This is a genomic window from Pseudomonas sp. B22129 (assembly GCF_044218875.1).
Lineage (GTDB): Bacteria > Pseudomonadota > Gammaproteobacteria > Pseudomonadales > Pseudomonadaceae > Aquipseudomonas.
Genome location: NZ_CP162592.1, coordinates 4,373,017 through 4,394,858, shown reverse-complemented (window position 1 = coordinate 4,394,858; position 21,842 = coordinate 4,373,017). Strand labels below are relative to the sequence as shown.

Genomic DNA, 21,842 nt, shown 5'->3' with positions numbered 1-21,842 from the left:
TCAGTTAACACAGGTATCGACTGACCTACCGCATTCGCGAGCAAGCCCGCTCCCACATTTGATCTGTGTGGAATGAAGCTCACTGCTGGGCTTTGTGATCCAGCGCGGCGTAGAAGTTGGCGCTTTGTTGCAGGTACTTCTGGGTGTAGGCACTGGTGCTGGATTTTTTACCGGACACTTCAACGCTGGCGGCAGCAGGCAGGGCTACGGTGGCGGAAACAGCAGAAGCGGCGATGATGGAGAAGAGGTTCAAGTTCATGTCGGTAACCCTTGTGTTCGTTTGGTTAGGTGGCCGGGGAAGGCCTTGGAACCAAACTTACGCCCGGGGGCTGAACCTTAGAAATGCTTTGAAACAGTAGCCGCTATTAATAGAATTAATAGAAAGGCTCAGGCCCCGCACGGCGGGGCCTGTGGCTTATTGACGCACCAGGAACTTGAGGTCGCTGGGGGCATCAATCGCCAATTTCTGCACGGTTTTACCCAGCAGGCCGGTCTTGGGGTCGCGTTCGACCACTACGATTTCGTTGCTTTTCTGGTTGGCGATCAACAAAAACTTGCCGCTCGGGTCCAGGCTGAACTCGCGCGGGTGGTCGCCTTCCACGGAACGGCGTTGCAGCTCCTTCAGGTGCGCGGTGGCCGGGTCGATGCTGAATACCAGCATCTGGTTGGCGGTGCCACGGTTGCTCACGTAGAGGAATTTGCCATCGCTTGACGCATGCAGCGCGGCGCCAGCCTTATCGGATACCGGTTGCCCGGCGGCGAAATCCACCAGTTGGGTCTGGCTGAGCTTGCCGTCGTTGTAATCGAACACCGCAACCTGGGCACTCATCTCGGTGGTCAGCCACGCATGCTTGCCGTCCGCACTGAACAGCAGATGACGCGGGCCGCTGCCCGGTGGCAGCTGCACCGACGCCGGGTTGGCCGGGGTCAACGGCAGTTCAGGATTGGCCTTTGGGTCGTAGTGGTAGGCAAAGAGCTTGTCGGCCCCCAGGTCCTGCACAAACACGTATTTGCCATCCGGCGACGACACCACCGAGTGCACATGGTTGGACGCCTGGCGCTCAGGGTTCACGCGGCTGGCCGGGTGCGCGCTCAGTTGCACCGGAGCAGACAGCTTGCCATTGGCGTCCACCGGCAACACCGCCAGGCTGCCGCCCGGATCTTCCAGGACCGAGTAGTTGGCGACGAACAGGTAGCGCCCATCGGCGGCCACGCTGGAATGGGTCGGCTCGTTGCCCAGGCTTTGGACCTGGTTGATCAGGGTGAGCTGATGGTTCTGTGGGTCGATGCTGTAGCTGCTGACACGGCCGACCGGGTCTTTCTGGCCCGGGCCGTTTTCGTTGACGACAAACAGGTGTTTGCGATCCCTGGAAATCGTCAGCCACGACGGGTTGGCCGCCTTGGCCGCGAGTACCGGCTTGCCGCTGAACTGGCCGGTACGGCTGTCGAATTGCAGGCGGTAGATCCCTTCGCTGGTGCCGGCGGTGTAGCTGCCCACCAGCAGTTCATAAGTGTCTGCCGGTGCAGCCTGCACCGACATCGCACCGACACTGCCCGCCATCAGCAGGGGCCAGAATTTACGCATCATCATCCGCTTCGTCCTCGTCGTTATTGTTGCCGGTGAAAGCACTCAGGCAGATCAGGCGGTGCTCGCCCGAATCACCGGTAAGGGTCCAGCTTTGCAAGGTGTCGTCAAAGGTGGCTGCCTGCACCTGCGCCGGGCTGAAATTCCAGCGTTTTTCAGCACGGCCGTCCATGGCGATGATCAGCAGCTTTTCTGCGTCAAGTTCGAAGTCGAATGCGTGCAGCCCATCGATTTCAAGCATGTCGCTGGTGGCAAGGACGGAGGTCAGGGTGTCGGCAGTCATGGCAGTCAATCATCTTCGGGAAAGCGCCAATCATAGCCCAGCCGTTCCGATGGGGCGCCATTTTTGCCAGCAACAAGGCAACAAACACCTCGAAACAGACCGCTCAACCCCGCGCTGTTCAAGGCGCGCACGCCAATAACAGCACCACAGCGAAACAGTTGATAACGCATTGCCCGCCCAGCCCGTCACACCGGCAGGTATTTTCCGTTCTGCGGTATCCCTCCATCAAGCTAAGGAAGCGCTTGCATGCTATCGGTCAGAAACACGCCCTACACCTACACCGTCCACCCGCAGGTCTTGCCTGCCCCCCCGGCTATCGAAACGCCCCCGGCAACGCTCTCAGCCCCATCCCCCTCAGCGCCCCAGGCGGCCCGAATGTCACGGGGTATTGAACAGCGGCTGAACGCACCCACCCCTGTCGGCACTGCGGATTCGACCGTCGCGACACACTTTGCCAGCCGCCCGACAGTACGCCAGGTGGTGGCCGGGCTCTTGACCGAAGCGCTCAAGGCGCAGTACCCGGCGCTCGATATTGATGTCACCACCACTTCGCTGGCAGTGCCGAGCCAGGCCGAGCCGTTGCAATATGACTTAAAGCCGCTGCTGGACCTGGCCCTAGACCACCTGGCATCCGGTGCAGAGCTGGACTTCTCTGACCGCCACGGCTTGCCCTGCAAGTGGATGGATACTGCCCGCTACCGATTTCTGAAGATCACCGACCCCGTCAGCCACAAAACCCTGCCGCTGGATATGCAGGCGGTGGAACTGGCGATCCGCTCCGTGCGCCCCAACCTGAAGGCCGGCTTTGCCGAGGCACTCAGCCAATACTGGGGCCAGAACGCCTTCACCCAAACCCGCGACGCCGGGCCGCCCGCCAGCCATTGGTCCTGGCTCAGCGACACCCTGCAGGACACGCTGCGCATCGCCGGCATCCAGCAACCCGGCCTGGACGACGCACAACGCCAAACCCTCGATCAGGTCACACGCTACCCCGACGCCGCTGAACGCGTACGCGCTGTCGGTGCTTCGCCAGCCCAGGTGTACGTTCTGGACTCAACGCTGGCCAAAGGTGATACCACCACGAAGATCCTCGCCCCTGACCTGCTGATCACCCGCGACCTCGACGGCCGCCAAGTGGTGCTTCATGCCACGGCAGCCGGCGTGGTCACGCCCTATGAGTCGCTGGAAGCGTTTGCCACTGCATGGGAGCGCCGGCTCAGCGAACGTTTTGTATTCGACCGGTTGACGTGGGCGCGGGTGGCGCTGGACGGCCCGGTGTTCGACACGCAGGCCGCCCTCCTCCTCAACGGGCAGTTGCAAAACCTGAACGCCATACAACTGCCGACCAGCAGCAACGTAGACGAACTGGAGCAGCTGTTTGCCCAAGCCAGCAGCACCGCGACGGCGTTCACAGACACCCTGCAGCCACCGACCACCACACTTCAAGCCATGGCCGGCAATATGCCGGCCTGGCTCACCCGTGCCGGCGACGCGGACCGCTTCGCGTATCAGCGCCACACCCTGGCACTCGCCAGTAGCGTGCAACGCAATAAAGGCCGAACGTTCCTTACGGATATTCCGGACATTCGCAGCTACGCCGAACAACAACTCGATACCCGGTTGGCGGCCAAGGGTTATCGCGCCAAAGACCTGGAGATCACGTTCAAGGTCGCCGTGGGAACACTCGCCGGTGGCTACATCGAACCGGTAAAAATGAGCCTGGTGCAGATGGCCCTGGAAAACCTTGCCGGGCTGCCCAAGGGCCAGATGGAAATCCGCCTGCGCGGCCAGCCAGTCAACGACCCGCAACTGGCTCAACAGCTCAAGGACCTGATCAGCGAAGTCGATATCGGCAAAAACTATCCGGCGTTGCTGGAACAACACCTGCTCAGTGACAACGCACAATCCAGAGCGCGACAGGCGTTGTTTATCGAACAGGTGCCCATCCAGCTCGCCATGCAGGCTACGCAGCTGAGGCTCGAGGGCCAGGCCGGTATGACGGCGCAAGGCGTGCAGTTTGTCGAAACCGCCACCCGGCCCGGCGCCGGTAGCCGGCAGGTCGGCGGCGTGGAGATTACCGTACGCCCGCTGGCCTTCCTGCGAAAACCGGGAGCAACGCCGGATGTGGTCGAAAACATGTTTCTGATCGAACCGAAAGACGCCCAAAAAGGTCCGCACATTCTCTACCGCCCCCAACTCGCGCCGCCACTACAGGAATTCGCCAGCCGCGCAGCCGTGCTGGCTGCTATCCAACAACCCGGCCCGTTGCAGCAAAGCGTCCTGGCCTGGTTACCGGACGCCAAAGCCCGCGCCGTGTATGGCAATGGTGGTTTTCATACACCCCACATCGCCCATTACAGCGTGTTCAACGAATTCGATGCGCCCCAGACGCCGGGGCCGACCGCCCTGGCCGTCGATGGCTTCAGCGCAGCCAACGTACTGGCACGGGACTTGAACAATGGCGAACTGATGAAACACCTGTTCAATGCCAATGCCCGCAGCCTGGTCAACCTCGCCAAGGACCAATCCACGTCTGATGCCGAGAGCCGTTGGGCGTCCCATAAAGAGCTGGGCTGGCTGCTGTTCAACACCCTGTTGCCGGTATTGCAAGGCCCCGGAGCAATGGCCGGTTGGCTGGTGCAACTGGCCAGCGTGGACAACGATATCCAGCACGCGAGTGAGTCAACCAACCCCGACCCTACCGCCGCACTGGTTGATTTGCTGGTCAACGTGGGGACATTGCTGAGCCACACAACCACCGGAGCAGTGAAACAACGCAATGTCGGCGACATCGCCTTTGCCGAACATCCCGACGTCAACATCCCGCTGCATCGTGGCGCCGATGTGGCCCCTCGCGAGCCGGCGCAGATCCATCAGTCGGCGCCGAGTACCGTGCTTGACGCAAAGGCCGCGCCGTTTGATTTTTCTTTTTCCAGCCCGCGTGCGCTCACACCCACACAGCGTGCCCATATCGAAAGCTTCGCTGTGCCCGCCCCGGCTGGCCGTGCAGCCCCCATCGCAAGCGGACCGTTAAAAGGCCTGTACTCAATCGGCGGCAAACTGCTCGCCCGCATTGACAGCCATTGGTACAAGGTTGCAAGGGATCTGGAGGGTGTGTTCGTGATTGACGAACAAGACAAATCCCGCACCGGCCCACCGCTGACCCTCGACAGCCGGGGTGCTTGGCAGTTTGATACAAAACCCAAACTCAAGGGTGGCATGCCCAGAGGCGGCGCCCGCATGAAAGCCACTGTCGACCGAAATGTCGAAGTGACCCAAACGATGTTAAAAAAGTATGCCGATGAAATGGTGGCGATACAGCCTGCGGCGATTGCCACGGAGGACGCCGACCAGCGCCTTGTAGAGACCGAGCGCTCATTGCACAAGTCCGACACAGCCCTCAAGACCCTGTGGGGCTTGTCCAGCCATCCCGAGCGGGGCCATGAGTTCGCCGAGCGGTACCAGAAGGAACTGGCGCAAAACACCTTGTTGAGAGCGATGCACCGGACCCGGGTTACGCTCTACGAACAGCAAGCTGACCAGCTCATCAAACTGCGCAAAGACGCCATCAAGGCCCTCACACCTTCATCCCCGGCAATGGACTTCAATGTTTTCAAGGAAAAGCGCGCAGAGGAATACAAGGAAATCGCCGAAATCTCGCGCTCGTTGAACACCGAGTACCTTTACGTGGATGACGAATTTACCCACGCCAGCACCGGTGAACCGCTGCCTGACCTGATCGAAAGGACGCGGGTGAACGCGCCGGGTGCCTACGCGCAAATGATTCAAACACTGGGTGAGCGGGTTGAGAACCTCGAGCGGCTGATACGGCGCTCGGACACGTATTCCGCGCTGCTCGATGAATGGAAAAACGATTCCCCGGCGAGCAAAAAACAGGCTGAAGCGTTTATCAAGGGCACCGAGCAGCCACTGGAAAATCAGGCGCTGTACGCCAGGCTGGAGCGCCTGAGCACCCTGCGTGAATTAAGCATGGACCGCAGCATTGAAAACCACTCTGCCGGGGAGGAATTCCTCATGCAGCGGTTCAACCGGGGGGAGCTCAACAGCATCGCGAACTCCCATATCGAGTTACAGGAGCACGAAGGCTATACCGCAGATGAGCGTATCGCCGTGCTCAGCAGCCTGATCGATCAATACAAGGCCGAACTGGGCATCAGCCAGGCCCTTCAGGACATGGGCTCGGCACGTGTGCGCCCCTATTATGGCGAGCGTTACACCGAATGCCTCGGCCAGTTCATTGCCCAGGCCCAATCCGAGCTGGCCGACCTGATCCGCGAAGAACAACACCTTCCGCCCACGGTGGCGGTACGCAAGGAGCGGCCCGGCCGCTCGCAAAACAAAAAAGTCTTCAAGACCCGCGATAAACAGACCCTCGTCGGCACCTTGCGCCCGTCACAGCCCGGCCAGGATATTTCGATCATCGATGTGCTTGACCCGAAAACCGGACAGGCCGTCACCAGTTACAGCTGGCACGCCACTGAAGGTGAATGGGCGCAGATCGTCGAGGCGCAACCGAAGAAACCCACCACCCCACCCTCAACCAGGCCTCTGGCATCCTTGTCCGGTGACGCGCAAAAACTGATGGAGGGTCAGGCTGCGATCGAGCGTTCAATTGAGTTCCAGAAAAAGAAACTCGATGACCCCGCTCGCCGCGAAAGCGTCAACCCCAGAGACTGGAGTGACATGCTCGAGAACCAGGCCGAACGTCTTGAACAGCTTGCACAGCTGGCCCAGGTCAATCATGCCAATAGCAGCGCAACAGCGGGATCGGTGGCACAGTGGAAGAATGCTGCAAAAGAGATGCGCCAGCGGGCAATCACGCACCGCTGTGAGGGTTACCTGCGCCAGGAACCCCGCGCGGAAAACGTCGACTATCTATGGACCCACGGCCGTGTGGATATCGGGCTGGTCAACCGTGGCAAACAACTCAAGGGCGGGGACTTTCTCACTGAATACGCGGTGCGCGAGAAAAACAGCCTGAAGGTTTTGTGGTATGCGCACTTCCACTACCCGACCCTAAACGCCCCGCGTAACGGATACAGTGCCGCGCACCTGAAACTGCCCGAGCAACGTTACCTGACGCGAAAAGACCTTGTAGCCCAGGCCGGCCGGGACAACAAGCGCATCAACGGCATCGTGCACGCCAAAATCAGCCCGCCGCAGGACCAGAAGTTGTTCCTCAACCTCTAAACAGCAAAGGGGGAAGCCGGCCGGCTTCCCCCTTTGCATTCCTTGAACAGACCCGTCAGGTTCAGTGGGCAAACAGCGAATTACCTTTCTGCCCTGCCAGTTTTTCCGGTTTGATCAGGAACCTTGCCAGTGCCGGCAACAGCCACAGTGCACCGAACATGTTCCACAGCAGCATGAAGGTCAGCATCAGGCCCATATCCGCCTGGAACTTGATCGCCGAGAAGATCCAGGTGCACACGCCGATTGCCAGGCACAGGCCGGTGAACAGCACGGCTTTACCGGTCGACTTGAGCGTCTGGTAATAGGCCTCTTGCAGCGGCAGCCCGGCACGCAGGAAGCTTTCCAGGCGGCTGTAGATGTAGATGCCGTAATCCACGCCTATCCCTACGCCCAGGGCCACTACCGGCAAGGTCGCGACCTTGACGCCAATGCCCATGAACGCCATCAGCGCGTTGCCCAGCACCGAAGTGAGAACCAGCGGCAGCACGATGCACAGGGTCGCCGCCCATGAACGAAAAGTGATCATGCACATAGTCGCCACGCACAGATACACCAGAATCAGGATGGTCAGTTCCGATTCCTTGATGACTTCGTTGGTAGCCGCCTCGATTCCGGCGTTACCGGCGGCCAGGATGAATTCCAGGCCGTCCTTGTTGTTTTCCTTGGCGAAGTCCTGCACCGCATGCACGGCGCGGTCGAGGGTTTCAGCCTTGTGGTCGTTGAGGAACACCAGCACCGGCGCCAACGAGCAATTGTTGTTGTACAGGCCATCGGCACGGGCGATGGAGTTGTTCAGCACGTCGGGGTTGCGCGACAGGGTTTCCCATTTCAGGTTGCCCTCGTTCATGCCCTTGATCATCTGCTTGGACACGGTCACCAGCGAGATTGCCGATTGCACGCCCTCGGTGTTCTGCATCTTCCACATCAACTGGTCGATGGGCGCCATGGCTTCATACCGCGAGCAACCTTCAGCCTTGGTCTTGACCATCACCACCAGCACGTCAGAGCTGGTGGAGTAGTTGCTGATGATGAAGTTGTTGTCCTTGTTGTAGCGCGAGTCCGGGCGCAGTTCCGGTGCGCCTTGGTCGAGGTCGCCGATCTTGAGGTTCTGGCTGTACCAGAGGCCGCCGCCAAAGGCGATCAGCGCCAGAAAGATCGAAACCGGTGCGACTTTGGGGCTGGCAAACTTCGACAGCAGGCGCCAGAACGAATGCTCCCGGTTTGCGTCCTTCTTGCTCTTGGCGATAGCGCGTTTACTGATGCCAACGTAGGAAATCGCCACAGGCAGCAGGATCAGGTTGGTAAACACGATCACCGCCACGCCGATGGACGCACCGATGGCCAGCTCGCGGATTACGCCGATGTCGATGATCAGCAGGGTGATAAAGCCTACGGCATCGGCGAGGATCGCGATCATGCCCGGCAGGAACAGCTGGCGGAAGGTGCGGCGTGCGGCGGTCAGCGCGTTGTCGGCCTCGCTGGATTGCAGGGCGATGCCGTTGATTTTCTGCACGCCGTGGGAGATGCCGATGGCGAAGATCAGGAACGGCACCAGCATCGAGTACGGGTCGAGCCCGAAGCCGGCGGCATGCATCAGCCCCAGCTGCCAGACCACCGCCACCAGGGTGGTGCTCAATACCGCGATGGTGCTGCGCAGGCAGTGGGTGAACCACAGCAGCAACACCAGGGTGATGCCAAAGGCCACGCCGAAGAACAGCACCACCATGATCAGACCATCGATCAGGTCACCGACTTTCTTGGCGAAACCGACGATGTGAATCTGTACGTTGGGGTTCTGTTCCTGGAACTTGGTGCGGATTTTGTCTTCAAGCTCGTGGGAAAACTTCTGGTAATCGAGGGCGAGCAACTTGCCCTGATCCTGCGGGTCCGGGTAGGACTCCAGCAGCGGGATATCGACGATGCTCGACTTGAAATCGTTGGCCACCAAACGCCCGACCTGGCCGGATTTGAGTACGTTATTGCGCAATTGATCGAGGCTTTGCGGCGAGCCGTTGTAGCTCTGCGGGATCACTTCGCCGCCGGCAAAGCCTTCTTCGGTCACTTCGGTCCAGCGTACGCTGGGGCTCCACAGCGATTTGAGGCCCGAGCGGTCAACGCCGGAAATGTAGAACACCTCGTCGTTGATCTGACGCAGCGTCTCCATGTATTCCTTCGTGAAGATATCGCCGTCCTTGGCCTCCACCGAAATGCGCACCGTGTTGCCCAGGTTCGCCAGGTCGTTACGGTGCTCCATCATCTTCTCGATGAAGGGGTGCTTGAGGGGGATCATTTTTTCAAAGCTGGTGGACGGGCGAATCAACGTCGCCTGCCAGAACAGGAAAATACTCACCAACAGGCAGATGACGATCACTGCCGGGCGGTTGTTGAAGATCAGGCGCTCAAGAAAGGTCGCTTTATCGTTGTGATGACTGCTCATTGAAACCCCGCCTTCTTATTATTTTGAGAGCTCAGCACCGGCTGGCGTGGCGACACGAACACCGCCCTGCCCGGCCAGAATCAAGTTGCCGTTACCTGCCGCCGTGACGGAAGAAAGCGAAATACGGTCCGGGCGGTTGAAGACGCTGAACGTCTGGCCGTCGTCGTGGCTGACCACCACGCTGCCACCATTGCCGACGACGACAATCGAACCGTCCTCCAGCAAGGTCGCGCCCGACAAGCCAAACTCCAGCGCCCCCCGCGCTGCATTCAACTCAACCTGCTCCCAGGTGGTGCCAAAATCCGTGGACCGGTAAAGATTGCCGCGCAAACCATAGGCCAGCAGCGTTTGCGGCTGCGCCGTGCTGATGACACCAAACAGTGAGCCCTCATAAGGGCCTTCGAGTTTTTCCCAGGTCTGGCCGTCGTCGCTGGAGCGGAACATGCTGCCCTGCTCACCCACGATAAACAGGCCGGCATCCTTGATATGGGCAATGGCGTTGAGGTGAAACTGGTCTTCGTTGTCGAGTCGGTCGCTGACGTCGCTCCAGGTTTTGCCGCCGTCGTTCGTCTCGATCAGCGCACCGTAGGCCCCCACGGCCAGGCCGTGTTCGGCGTCCTTGAACCAGACGTCGAGCAACGGCGCTTCGCGCTTGAGGTCTTGAAATTGCTGGGTCCAGGTGGCACCGCCGTCTGCGCTCGCAAGGATTTGCGCATCGTGGCCCACAGCCCAGCCCTGCTTGTCGTCGACAAAAAACACCGCCGTGAGCAATTGGCGGGTGGGGACTTTGGCTTGGGTCCAGGTGCTGCCCTGGTCATCGGAATAGAGGATGTGCCCGCGGTCGCCGACCGCCACCAGGCGCTTGCCGGCATGGACCACATCGATCATCAGGCCTTTGGCGGCCTTGGGAGACTCAATCGCAAACGCTGGCGTTGCGCTGGTGTCGCTGGCTGCCAGTACGGGTGTCGCCAACACGGCAGTTGCCAACAGCGAGAGCGCTGTGGCCAGCAACGCAACCTTGCGTGCGGCGCGCGGGCGGCAAACACCCCAACCCATGACAGGCTCACTCATAGACCTTTCTCCCGATTTATTATTGTTAGGTCGTCTTGCCTTCCCGGGCTCTGAAACCTGCAACCTAGAGCGCCTGAAGGAAGCAGGGGCCATCCTATCGGGCTTTCGAATCGTCTGACAATCGGCGCTACGTTATCTTTTGTTAACTGAAGGTCTTTCGTCAGCGCCTGAATGTCGTCGCATTCACTTGGGTGATTGCCCTGCGAACAAATGAATTTTTGTTCCATCTATTGAAATTAGAGAATATTTATTCCATTAATATACTTCCTGAAAACAATAATCCAAAGGACCACGGCGATGCGTGAACTCGGAATCGGCTTGATCGGCACAGGCTTCATGGGGCGCGCCCACGCGCTGGCATTCAATAACGCCCGGGCGGTGTTCGAACTGCCGGTGACCCTCAAGCTCGCAGCCCTGGCCGATGCCGACACCGAACGCGCCCAGCGCTGCGCCACGGCCTGGGGCTTTGCCAGGGCTCATGGCGATTGGCAGGCCCTGATAGATGACCCAGAGGTCGATGTCGTGGCCATCACCACACCTAACCACCTGCATTACCCCATGGCCATGGCGGCGATTGCGGCGGGCAAGGCGGTGTATTGCGAAAAGCCTCTGGCGGTCAGCCTGGAACAAGCCGACGCCATGCGCCGCGCCGCTAGTGCTGCCGGGGTGGTGACGCGGGTGGGTTACAACTACCAGCACAACCCGATGATCACGCTTGCGCGGCAGATGATTGCCAGCGGTGAACTGGGTGAAATCATCAGTTTCCAGGGCGAGTTCAGCGAAGACTTCATGGCCGACCCGGCTTCACCCTGGTCGTGGCGTTGTGAAGTGGAGCATGCCGGCGGCGCGCTGGCGGACTTGGGCAGCCATTTACTCTCGATGGCGCGCTACCTGGTCGGGGATGTGGCCAGCGTGTGCGCCGACACCCAGACCGTGCATGCTCGGCGCCCCGCCATCAAAGGTAGCGGCGACCTCAAATCCATCGCCGTGGATGACCAAGTTCATGCCCTGCTGCGTTTTGCCAATGGCGCGCGCGGTACGGTGAGCAGCAGTTGGCTCAAGCATGGCTACAAAAACCATTTGAGCTTTGAAATCAGCGGGACCCAAGGCACTTTAGCGTTCGACCAGGAGCGCTTGAATGAACTGCGTGTGTGCCGCGTCGGCCAGGACGGTTTCCAGCGCCTGCTGGCCGGCCCCGCCCTGCCCGGTTATGCGGCGTTCAGCCCGGCGGCGGGGCATCAACTGGGGTACAACGAGTTGAAGACGCTGGAGGTGCAGGAGTTGATCATGGCGCTGGCCGGCCAGGGCGCGGATGGCACTGACTTTGAGGCCGCGTGGGCGGTGGAGCGGTTGGCGACGGCGATTCGAGTGGCGGCCAGAGAAGAGCGCTGGGTCCAAGTGGACTCTGTCTAACCCCCAACACTGAACCCCTGTGGGAGCGGGCTTGCTCGCGAATGCGGTGTATCAGTCAGTAAATTCATTGACTGACTCACCGCATTCGCGAGCAAGCCCGCTCCCACATTCAGGGCATCGACACATTCAAATTAGCGCAGCGCCCGCCGCAGCACTTTGCCCACCGTGGTCTTGGGCAGCTCAAGGGTACGAAACTCCACATACTTGGGCACCTTGTACCCCGTCAGGTACTCCCGGCAATGGGCCAGAAGCTGCTCCTGCGTCAGGTTCGGATCTTTGCGTACCACAATGATCTTGACCTTCTCCCCGGTCACACCATCTTCCACGCCAATCGCCGCCACTTCGCCCACGCCGGGGTGCAACGCCACCACGTCCTCGATTTCATTGGGGTACACGTTGAAACCCGAGACCAGGATCATGTCCTTCTTGCGGTCCACCAGGCGGATATAGCCGCGCTCATCCATCACACCGATATCACCGGTCGACAGCCAGCCATCGCGGTCCAGCACTTCGGCCGTCTCCTTGGGGCGCTTCCAGTAACCCTGCATGACCTGCGGGCCGCGTACTTGCAGTTCGCCCTGTTCGCCAATGTCGGCCAACTGGCCGTCCTCACGAATAAAGCGCACCCAGGTCGACGGTAACGGCACACCGATGCTGCCGGTGAACTCCATCTCACGCATGCGCGCGATGTCGATAGGGCTGATGCTCACCACCGGTGAGCACTCGGTCAGCCCGTAACCTTCGATGATCGGCAGCCCGGTGACTTCCTTCCAGCGTTTGGCCACCGCCGTGTGCGTGGCCATGCCGCCGGCAATCACCATGCGCAGGTCGGAAAAGTCCCGCGCGCAGAATTCCTTGTTCTCCAGCAAGCCGTTGAACAGGGTATTCACCCCGGCGATCCCATTGAAGCGCTCCTTGCGCAGGATCATCTGCACGCGTTTCACGTCGCGCGGGTTGGCGATCAGGATGTTGCGCCCGCCCAGGCACATGAACATCAGGCAGTTCACCGTCAGGGAAAAGATGTGATACAGCGGCAACAAGGTGACGTTGGTTTCCTGTTTGTCCTGGTCCAGCTGGTCGCCCACCCACGCCTTGGCCTGCAGCAGGTTGGCGATGATGTTGCGATGGCTGAGCATCACCCCCTTGGCGTCGCCGGTCGTGCCGCCGGTGTATTGCAGGAAGGCCAGGTCATCGAGGGCCATGGCCACTGGAAAGTGGTTCAACGCACGCCCTTGCTTGAGCGCCTGGTTGAAACGCAGCGACCCGCGCAGGTTGAAGGCGGGTACCTGTTTTTGCACGCGGCGCAGGATGAAGTTCATCGCTGCGCCTTTGAAAGTGCCCAGCAGATCACCGATGGCCGCCACAACCACGCGCTTCACGCTGCTGCCGTCAATGACTTTTTCCAGGGTGTGGGCGAAGTTTTCGAAGATGACCACGGTTTCGGCTCCGCTGTCCTTGAGCAAATGTTTGAGCTCGTGGGAGGTGTACAGCGGGTTGACGTTGACCACCACCGCACCGGCCAGAATCGTGCCGAGCAGGCAGATGGGATACTGCAAGCAATTGGGCATCATCAGCGCCACACGGTCGCCTTTCTTTACGCCCTGGCCCTGCAACCACGCGGCAAACGCGACGCCTTGCACCTGCCAGTCGGCGTAAGTCATCTCAGTGCCGATGCTGACGTAGGCGACCCGCGCGCGGAATTTCTCCAGGTGCTCCAGGAACACCTCGCGCAGCGACGGGTACGCCTCGATCCCGGCCTCAATGTCTGCCGGCACGCCCGGCAGGTAAGCGTTCAACCAGACCCGTTCGGTGTGTTCCAGGCTTACAGCGTTCATGGCAGTCTCCTTGTTGTTATTGTTTTGATCACGTTACTTTTCGACGATGGCAGTAATGCCCAGGCCGCCCGCCGCACAAATCGAAATCAGCCCGCGCCCGCCGCCGTTTTCGTGGATCATTTTGGCCAGCGCCGCCAATTGCCGCCCTCCGGTGGCGGCAAAGGGATGACCACACCCCAGGGAGCCGCCGTTGACGTTCATTTTCGCGCGGTCGATGCTGCCTAGCGGCGCCTCCAAGCCTAGACGCTCACGGCAATAATCGGCGTCTTCCCAGGCCTTGAGCGTGCACAACACCTGGGCTGCGAAGGCTTCGTGAATTTCAAAGAAGTCAAAGTCGGCAAAACTCAGGCCCTCGCGCTTGAGCATGCGCGGTACGGCGTAGGCCGGCGCCATCAGCAAACCCTCGGTGCCGTCGACAAAGTTCACCGCCGTCGTCTCGCCCGTACGCAGGTATGCCAGCACCGGCCAGCCATGCTCGGCAGCCCAAGCTTCGCTCGCCAGCAGCACCACTGAGGCGCCGTCGGTCAGGGGGGTGGAATTGCCCGCCGTGAGCGTGCCGTTCTGTCGGTCATAGGCAGGCGACAGGCCCGCGAGTTTTTCCAGGCTCGCATCGCCGCGCAGGTTGTTGTCCCGGGAGAGGCCGCGATGGGGGCTGATCAAGTCGTCAAAGAACCCGCGCTTGTAGGCCGCGTCCAGGCGCTTGTGGCTGGTGAAGGTCAGTTCGTCCTGGGCCAGGCGCCGGATCTGCCAGCGCTTGGCCATTTCTTCACAGTGCTCGCCCATGGACAACCCCGTGCGCGGCTCGCCATTGCGCGGCAGCAAGGGTTTGAAAAACATCGACGGGCGTACTTTCAGCAAGGCCTGCAACTTTGCCCCCATGCCTTTGGCGCGATTGGCCGCGAGCAAGGTGTGGCGCAAGGATTCGTTGATGCCGATGGGCGCATCGGAGGTGGTATCGGCCCCCCCGGCGATGCCGACTTCGATCTGGCCGAGGGCGATTTTGTTCGCCACCAGTAACGCGGCTTCAAGGCCCGTGCCGCAAGCCTGCTGTACGTCGTAAGCCGGCGTGTCTGCAGACAAGGTGGTCGAGAGCAGCGCCTCGCGCGCCAGGTTGAAATCCCGCGAGTGCTTGATCACCGCCCCCGCCGCAAACTCGCCCAGGCGCTGGCCATGCAAGTTGTAACGGTCAATCAGGCCCTGCAACGCGGCCACCAGCAAATCCTGGTTGCTGTCGTGGGCGTACACCGTGTTGGAGCGGGCAAAGGGAATGCGGTTGCCGCCGACGATCGCGACGCGGCGGGTCGGGGCCGGGTTGAAACTGTAGTCACTCATCGACGGTTCTCATTCCAGACAAACAGGCCGCGCATATGCGGTTGGTCACCCGCGACATTGCGCACTTCGAATTCACGGCGCGGGCCGGTCACCGGGTGGCTCCACAGGGCGACCTGGCCGGGCAGAAAAATCGGCAGCTTGAAGTCGCAATGGGCCTCGGCAGTATCCAGGCCACCGGGCGGTTGCTGGGCGGCCAGCGCGCGGCCCAGGGTCCACATGCCGTGGGCGATGGCACGGCGAAAGCCGAAGAGTTTCGCGCCGATTACCGAGGTGTGAATCGGGTTGAAATCCCCCGACACCCTGGCAAAGCGCCGACCAAGATCGGCCGGCAGCACCCAGCGCTGGGTCTTTAGCAGGCCGTCCTCCTGCAAGGGCAATGCGTCATTCCATGTTTCACCGGTGGGATTGTTGACGCCCCGACGCAGGTAGAGGCTGTCGCTTTCCCACACCAGATCCCCGGCACTGTAAGCCCGCGTGGCAATGCTCAACGCCTGGCCCTTGGGGTGGGCAACCCAACGCTCGCAAAACACTTCCAGGCGCAGGGCCTGGCCTGGCGCCAGCCGCTGGTGCTGGCGAATGCGATTGGCCAAATGCACCATGCCGCTGGCCGGGTAGGGAAAGCTCGGCCGGGTCAGCAGCATCAAGTGCAAGGGAAACGCCAGCACGTGCGGGTAAGACAGCGGCACGCCCTGCTCGTGGCGAAACCCGCAGGCACGGCCGTAGGCTGCGATGCCACTGGCGGACAAGGGCACGGCGGAACGCACCAGATGCTCTGCCGGCAGTTGCGGCGCACCGTCGAACGCGGGTTTGCGCAGGGCACGCAGGCCGTCCAGCAGCAGCTTCGTGCGCGACGGCGGTGGGTCGATGATCTGCGTCACGTAGTCCATGGCTCAGGCTCCCAGCAGGCTTTGGCCGCACACACGTACGACTTGGCCGTTGACCCCGCCGGACGCCGGGTGTGCCAGCCAGGCAATGGTCTCGGCCACGTCGACAGGCTGGCCGCCTTGGGACAAGGAGTTCATGCGCCGCCCGGCCTCGCGGATCATCAGCGGGATTTTCGCGGTCATCCCGGTTTCGATAAACCCCGGCGCCACGCCATTGACCGTGACGTGCTGCGCCGCCGCGCGCGGTGCCAGGCCCTGTACCAAACCGATCACGCCGGCCTTGGACGTCGCATAGTTGCTTTGCCCAAGGTTACCGGCGATGCCGGAAATCGACGACACGCACACAATCCGCCCGCCCGGCTTGACCGCCTGCCCCTCGAGCAATGCAGTACTGAGTTGTAACGGTGCTTGCAGGTTCACCGCCAACACGTCGCGCCAAGCCGCTTCGGTCATCTTGGCGATGGTTTTGTCGCGGGTAATTCCGGCGTTGTGCACCACCACATCAAAGGCGCCGTATTGGCTGGCATGGGCCAGCAGCAGCGAGGCCGCGTCGGCAGCGGTGATGTCCAGCGGCAGCGCCGAGCCGCCTGTGCTTGTTGCGGCTTGCTGCAAGGCGTCCTGCGCCTGGGGAACGTCCACGCACACCACATGGGCGCCGTCGCGCGCCAACACCTGGGCAATCGCCAGGCCGATGCCACGGGATGCACCGGTGACCAGCGCGCGGCGACCGGCGAAGGGGTTGTCCCAGTTGAAAGCGGGCTGCCCGTCCACGGGTTTCTCCAGGCGCACCACCTGCCCGGACACATAGGCCGAACGGCGCGACAGGAAGAACCGCAGGCTGCTGTCCAGCGCATCTTCGGCACCCGGCGCCACGTAGATCAATTGCACGGTGATGGCCCGGCGCAACTCTTTGGCCAGCGAACGCACCAGGCCTTCGAGGGCACGTTGGGCAATGGCTTGGGGCAAGTCTTTACACTGTTCGGGCGCAGTGCCGAGTACCACCACGCGGCCGTGGTGGCCGAGGCGTTTGGCGTTGGCGTGGAAGAACACATACAGCTCGTCGAGTTGTTGCAGGTCGACCACGCCACTGGCGTCGAACACCGCGCCCTGCACCTTGACCGTGGACGGTGCCTTGAGGGTTGCAGGCGTCGCGGTGACGGTGTCGGTGGCGCTGAAAACCTGTTGCACCTGCGCGACGAGGCGCCCTGCCCCGGCGACGATCACCGGATTGGCCAGCCCTGTTTGGCCGCTGCGATGGCGTTGCAACGGCAATGGTTGCGGCAGGCCAATGGCCTGGGCCAGGCGACGGCCCCAAGGGGAATTGACGAAGGAAAGGTAGCTGTCACTCATAGTAGAAACTCACTCACAACACAGCCTTGCTTTGTAAACCCGATCAACTGTGGGAGCTGGCTTGCCTGCGATGGCGGCGGTGACTGATACACCGCCATCGCAGGCAAGCCAGCTCCCACACTGACCGCGTTCATTCAATGCAACTCAATTGACCGAGGCGTTTTCGCTTTGGGGCGAACGACGTTTCGCCGTCGGCTCCAACGCCTGTTTGCGCTGCTGCAGGGCCTCCAGCAAGCCAAAGTCCTGCGGGAAGTCATCGACCTGGATGCCGTGGTCGGCGTATTCCACATAGCGGCCGAGCAAGGTGTCTTCGTCGTCGCTGATCAGGTCCAGCGCCCGCGCCTTGACGCGCCAGCCGGTGAAGGCCGTGGCGGAAACCGGCATCGGCTCGATCAGGCCTCTCTTGATCGCAGGCTTGAGCCGCGTGTCGATCAGTTCCACTTGCGGTAACAAACGGAAGCCCAGTTCGCCGTAAGCCAGTTTGTCGATTTCCGGGCGCGGAATGTAGGAATTGGCCAGCAAACGGTCGCGGGTTTCTCCCGGCGTCTGCACCACGTCCGCCACCTGCGCCAACAGCCGGTCCGAGGGTTTGTGCAGTGGAATGCCGAACGGGAAGCTCAAGCCGCGCACCACGGCCGCCGCGGCTTTCGAAGGGTAGTTATCGAGCACTTCAGCCAGGGCTTCATGGGCACGCAGCAAGGCGTCCTGGGCCGACCAGTGCACCAGCGGCAGGTCCGCCTGGGGCCGGCCGTCATCTTCAAAACGCTTGAGCACGCAGGACAGGATGTAGAGCTGCGACAGAATATCCCCCAGCCGCCCGGTGATACTTTCCTTGCGCTTGAGGGCGCCACCCAGCACGCCCATGGACACGTCCGAGATCAGCGCCAGCACCACCGACAGACGATTGGCCTGGCGGTAGTAGGACGCCAGCGCCGAGTCAGTCCTGGCCGGTACGGAAATCAGCCGCCCTCCCGTCAGAGCATGCACCGCCGCGCGTACGGTGTTGGCCAACACAAAACTCACATGGCCGAACATCGCGCTGTCGAACGCTTCCAGGGCTTTGCGCCGATCCGGGTCGCGCGCCGCTTCCATCTCGCGAAACACATAGGGATGGCAGCGAATCAGCCCCTGGCCAAAGATGATCAGGCAGCGGGTCATGATGTTGGCCCCCTCTACCGTGATGGCAATCGGGCTTTGCTGATAGGCGCGGGCCAGGAAGTTATTGGGGCCCATGCAGATGCCTTTGCCGGCAACGATGTCCATGCCGTCGTTGACGATCATCCGCGCGCGTTCGGTGACGTGGTACTTGGCGATGGCCGAAATCACCGAAGGTTTTTCGCCGGCGTCCAGCGACGCGACCGAGACCTTGCGCACCGCGTCGCAGGCGTACAAATGCCCGGCCATGCGCGCCAACGGCGCCTGCACGCCCTCGAACTTGCCAATGGGCAGGCCGAACTGTTTGCGCATCGCCGCATAAGCCGTGGTGCCGCGCACGGCGACTTTGCCCAGGCCGACGTTGGCTGACGGCAGGGAAATTGCGCGCCCCGCTGCCAGACATTCCATCAGCATGCGCCAGCCGTTGCCGACCTGTTCGCGGCCGCCGATGACCCATTCCAGCGGAATGAAGACATCCTTGCCGGTGGTTGGGCCGTTCTGGAACACGGCATTCAACGGCCAGTGGCGGCGGCCGCTGTTGACACCGGGGTGCGAGGTCGGGATCAACGCACAGGTAATGCCAAGGGAACCCGGGGCGTCGAGCAAACCCTCGGGGTCTTCGGCGCGAAACGCCAGGCCGAGCACCGTGGCAATCGGCCCGAGGGTGATGTAGCGCTTGTCCCAGGTCACCTTGAAACCGAGCACTTCTTCACCTTCATGCACGCCCTTGCACACGATGCCCAGGTCCGGGATCGCCCCGGCATCGGAGCCCGCATACGGGCTGGTCAGCGCAAAACACGGGATGTCTTCGCCGCGCGCCAGGCGTGGCAGGTAGTAGTTGCGCTGGGCGTCGGTGCCGTAGTGCAGCAACAGTTCCGCCGGGCCGAGGGAATTGGGCACCATCACCGAAATGGCCGCCGCCGAGCAGCGTGTCGACAGTTTCATCACCACTTGCGAATGCGCGTAATGGGAGAACCCTTTGCCGCCGTATTGTTTGGGAATGATCATGCCGAGGAACCCGGCGTCCTTGGTGTACTGCCAGCCTTCGGGGGACATGTCCTGCCAGACCTGGGTGGTTTCCCAGTCATTGGCGATATCGCACAGGGTTTCGACTTCGTTGTCGAGGAAGGCTTGTTCTTCGGCACTCAGGCTGGCCGGCGCGGCTTGCAGCAGGCGTTGCCAGTCGGGCTTGCCGCTGAACAGCTCGGCATCCCACCACACGGTGCCGGACTCGATGGCGGCGCGCTCGGTGTCGGACATCGCGGGCATGATGGTGCGAAACAGCGCCAGTGCCTTGCTGCTCAACAGCGTGCGGCGCAGCGGTTTGATCGCCAGCAACAGCGCGGGCAACACCACCAGGACCGCAGCGACGGTGGCGCCGGACCCGGCGACCACGTTGAACAGGTAACCCACCGCCAACCAGATCACACCCGCTGCCAACCAAAGGGCCGCAGCCGCTTGCCGATACGCCAGGGCAATCGCTGCTGCAAAACCCGCCAATAACCAGATAACCATGGGGATACCTCGACTCGATTCAGGGTACGGCACACGCCAGGACAAGCCGGAATGACCTGCGGCGTAAAACCACACTACAAACTTGAAAGCGAATATTCAAATTTTGTTTTGAAATTTTTATTTAATGAGTAGGCAAAAAAAATAAGGCATGAACCCGTCAGCCTGTTTGTTACGTATTTGGAGGAAGGTCAGGCAGCAGGCACCCAGATGCGCCAGGTGCCTCCTGCCCTTGTGGTACTAGAACTTGTAAGTGGCCGACAGGCTGACAATGTCGCCTGAAGACTCGGCCGTGCCGTCGAGCCGACCGCCGCCCAGGCGATCAACGTTCTGGGTCTTGATGTTGACCTTCTCCACAAACTGGTGCGAATACGCGGCGTCCAGCGTCAGGCCGGGAATGGCCTTGATGTCGTAACCGGCACCCAGCGAGGCAAAATAACGGTCGCCGTCCGGGATGCGCGGGTCGCGCGTCGAGTTACGAGTAGGGGTTTGGTCATAGGCCACACCGGCGCGCAGGGTCAGCTCATCGGTGGCTTTGAAGTCGCCCCCGAGCGAGTACATCCACGCGTCCTTGTAGTTGTAGGGAATGGCAACAATCGTCGAGCCCTGGGACTTGAGCGTCAGGTCCTTGAAGGACGACCACTGGGTCCACATGGCGCTGACGCCCAGGGTCCAACGATCATTGAATTGGTGCACCCAGTCGAACGCGGCGGTCGCAGGAATATCCAGTTGAGTGCTGGCATGTGCGCCGTTCGGGAACAACTTCAGCCCCGGGTATGCGGTTTCAACCAGGGTTTTGCCGTTACCGAAGATCGTGTCGTCCGTCATCAAGCCGGTGTTCAGTGCATCAGCCCGGATGTTGTACTTGCCGGTCATCTTGTTTTTGATTTTGGCGTGGTAGTTCACGCCCAGAGAATCCTTGTCAGTCGGCTTCCAGACAACGCCGGTAAACCAGCCGGTGGAAATATTGTCGACCTTGACGCGCATCAACGCGGTGCCGACGCCGGGCGGAAATGCGCCGTTGCTCAAGCCAGGCGAGACCGACGCCGCCGAGAACAGGTCAATGTTCTGGCTGACGAAGCCTTGGCTGCGTTGAACGATCACGCCACCGCCGATGGAGAAGTCGTCGCGTACCTTGAAGGACAAGGAGCCCGTCAGGCCGACGGTTTCAATTTTGGTATCGACGGCGAAATCGCGAACCTTGGAGTTTTCATCCCACGTGGTGCGCATGCCTTGTGGCACAACCTGAGACAGGCCAAAGGCAAAGCGGTCGCCCATCGGGATCACCAGAAAGCCGGTAGGCAGCCACGCGGTAAAACCACCTTGGCCGCCATCGTTGTTATTGACGGTGGCCGTGCTTGGATCAAAGCTGCCATCGGGCATCACTGCGGTGTTGGTCACCGGGTTGCCCTGGTAATCGTAAGCCTGGCCGCTGTATTTGATTTTGACGCGGGCATAGTCGACGGTCTGTTGCACCACGGATTGGTCAACAAACGCCATGGCCGCCGGGTTGTTGAAGGCAGAACTTGGGTCGTTCTTGAACAGAGAACCGCCACCGAACGCCCGGCCCCAGCCAGGGGCGCCGTAAGTCGGCGTGGAGAAGCCACCTGCCTGCACCGGCGCGGTCGTCATCAACCCCCCCAGTATCGCCAGCCCCAGCAGTGTTTTAGCCTGTTGTTTCTTAGTGATCATGCGGCACTCCTTATTATTATGCGCGTCCGGCATTACATGGCCGGCTTTCCACGTCAGCCGGCACCTCTGGCGAGGCGCCGGC

13 protein-coding genes are annotated in these 21,842 nt (G+C 61.2%); 2 read left to right on the top strand and 11 right to left on the bottom strand.

What is annotated here, in order from left to right; genetic code table 11:
* Positions 1-79: 79 nt before the first annotated feature.
* From AB4P94_RS20280 to AB4P94_RS20270, 3 genes are all read right to left on the bottom strand, one after another.
* The gene (locus tag AB4P94_RS20280) at positions 80-259 is read right to left on the bottom strand and encodes a hypothetical protein (protein WP_395607115.1); all 180 of its coding nucleotides are present in this window, start codon (positions 257-259) and stop codon (positions 80-82) included.
* A gap of 156 nt (positions 260-415) precedes the next feature.
* Positions 416-1,591, bottom strand: a complete 1,176-nt coding sequence (locus AB4P94_RS20275; protein WP_395607114.1) for a lactonase family protein — start codon at positions 1,589-1,591, stop codon at positions 416-418.
* Positions 1,578-1,868 (bottom strand): DUF5629 family protein, encoded by a 291-nt coding sequence (locus AB4P94_RS20270; protein WP_395607113.1) that lies wholly within the window; start codon positions 1,866-1,868, stop codon positions 1,578-1,580. Before AB4P94_RS20270 ends, AB4P94_RS20275 begins: the two co-directional genes overlap by 14 nt.
* A 375-nt stretch (positions 1,869-2,243) precedes the next feature.
* Here AB4P94_RS20270 and AB4P94_RS20265 point away from each other — a divergent pair, with 375 nt between their 5' ends.
* A complete protein-coding gene (locus AB4P94_RS20265) occupies positions 2,244-7,079 on the top strand; it encodes a dermonecrotic toxin domain-containing protein (protein WP_395607112.1) in 4,836 nt (1,611 codons plus the stop codon).
* 61 nt (positions 7,080-7,140) lie between these two features.
* Here AB4P94_RS20265 and AB4P94_RS20260 read toward each other — a convergent pair whose 3' ends face one another.
* Positions 7,141-9,516, bottom strand: a complete 2,376-nt coding sequence (locus AB4P94_RS20260) for an RND family transporter (RefSeq protein WP_395607111.1) — start codon at positions 9,514-9,516, stop codon at positions 7,141-7,143.
* Between the two features lie 18 nt (positions 9,517-9,534).
* Positions 9,535-10,572, bottom strand: coding sequence for a WD40/YVTN/BNR-like repeat-containing protein (locus AB4P94_RS20255; protein ID WP_395611366.1), 1,038 nt, complete (start codon positions 10,570-10,572; stop codon positions 9,535-9,537).
* Between the two features lie 312 nt (positions 10,573-10,884).
* Here AB4P94_RS20255 and AB4P94_RS20250 point away from each other — a divergent pair, with 312 nt between their 5' ends.
* Positions 10,885-12,000, top strand: coding sequence for a Gfo/Idh/MocA family protein (locus AB4P94_RS20250; RefSeq protein ID WP_395607110.1), 1,116 nt, complete (start codon positions 10,885-10,887; stop codon positions 11,998-12,000).
* 131 nt (positions 12,001-12,131) lie between these two features.
* Here AB4P94_RS20250 and AB4P94_RS20245 read toward each other — a convergent pair whose 3' ends face one another.
* From AB4P94_RS20245 to AB4P94_RS20220, 6 genes are all read right to left on the bottom strand, one after another.
* A complete protein-coding gene (locus AB4P94_RS20245; protein WP_395607109.1) occupies positions 12,132-13,835 on the bottom strand; it encodes an AMP-binding protein in 1,704 nt (567 codons plus the stop codon).
* 33 nt (positions 13,836-13,868) lie between these two features.
* Positions 13,869-15,167 (bottom strand): acetyl-CoA C-acetyltransferase, encoded by a 1,299-nt coding sequence (locus AB4P94_RS20240; RefSeq protein WP_395607108.1) that lies wholly within the window; start codon positions 15,165-15,167, stop codon positions 13,869-13,871.
* Positions 15,164-16,054, bottom strand: a complete 891-nt coding sequence (locus AB4P94_RS20235; RefSeq protein ID WP_395607107.1) for a MaoC/PaaZ C-terminal domain-containing protein — start codon at positions 16,052-16,054, stop codon at positions 15,164-15,166. Before AB4P94_RS20235 ends, AB4P94_RS20240 begins: the two co-directional genes overlap by 4 nt.
* Before the next feature lie 3 nt (positions 16,055-16,057).
* A complete protein-coding gene (locus AB4P94_RS20230) occupies positions 16,058-17,401 on the bottom strand; it encodes a 3-oxoacyl-ACP reductase (RefSeq protein ID WP_395607106.1) in 1,344 nt (447 codons plus the stop codon).
* 144 nt (positions 17,402-17,545) lie between these two features.
* A complete protein-coding gene (locus AB4P94_RS20225) occupies positions 17,546-20,071 on the bottom strand; it encodes an acyl-CoA dehydrogenase (RefSeq protein WP_395607105.1) in 2,526 nt (841 codons plus the stop codon).
* Between the two features lie 237 nt (positions 20,072-20,308).
* Positions 20,309-21,760: an outer membrane protein transport protein gene (locus AB4P94_RS20220; RefSeq protein WP_395607104.1), complete on the bottom strand. Its 1,452-nt coding sequence runs from the start codon at positions 21,758-21,760 to the stop codon at positions 20,309-20,311.
* Between the last annotated feature and the right edge of the window lie 82 nt (positions 21,761-21,842).

Coding starts and splice junctions, on each gene's coding strand:
- AB4P94_RS20265 (WP_395607112.1), top strand. CDS start 2,244: ATGTCACGGGGTATTGAACAGCGGCTGAACGCACCCACCCCTGTCGGC.
- AB4P94_RS20260 (WP_395607111.1), bottom strand. CDS start 9,516: ATGAGCAGTCATCACAACGATAAAGCGACCTTTCTTGAGCGCCTGATC.
- AB4P94_RS20220 (WP_395607104.1), bottom strand. CDS start 21,760: ATGATCACTAAGAAACAACAGGCTAAAACACTGCTGGGGCTGGCGATA.
- AB4P94_RS20225 (WP_395607105.1), bottom strand. CDS start 20,071: ATGGTTATCTGGTTATTGGCGGGTTTTGCAGCAGCGATTGCCCTGGCG.
- AB4P94_RS20255 (WP_395611366.1), bottom strand. CDS start 10,572: ATGGGTTGGGGTGTTTGCCGCCCGCGCGCCGCACGCAAGGTTGCGTTG.
- AB4P94_RS20270 (WP_395607113.1), bottom strand. CDS start 1,868: ATGACTGCCGACACCCTGACCTCCGTCCTTGCCACCAGCGACATGCTT.
- AB4P94_RS20230 (WP_395607106.1), bottom strand. CDS start 17,401: ATGAGTGACAGCTACCTTTCCTTCGTCAATTCCCCTTGGGGCCGTCGC.
- AB4P94_RS20235 (WP_395607107.1), bottom strand. CDS start 16,054: ATGGACTACGTGACGCAGATCATCGACCCACCGCCGTCGCGCACGAAG.
- AB4P94_RS20240 (WP_395607108.1), bottom strand. CDS start 15,167: ATGAGTGACTACAGTTTCAACCCGGCCCCGACCCGCCGCGTCGCGATC.
- AB4P94_RS20280 (WP_395607115.1), bottom strand. CDS start 259: ATGAACTTGAACCTCTTCTCCATCATCGCCGCTTCTGCTGTTTCCGCC.
- AB4P94_RS20250 (WP_395607110.1), top strand. CDS start 10,885: ATGCGTGAACTCGGAATCGGCTTGATCGGCACAGGCTTCATGGGGCGC.
- AB4P94_RS20245 (WP_395607109.1), bottom strand. CDS start 13,835: ATGAACGCTGTAAGCCTGGAACACACCGAACGGGTCTGGTTGAACGCT.
- AB4P94_RS20275 (WP_395607114.1), bottom strand. CDS start 1,591: ATGATGATGCGTAAATTCTGGCCCCTGCTGATGGCGGGCAGTGTCGGT.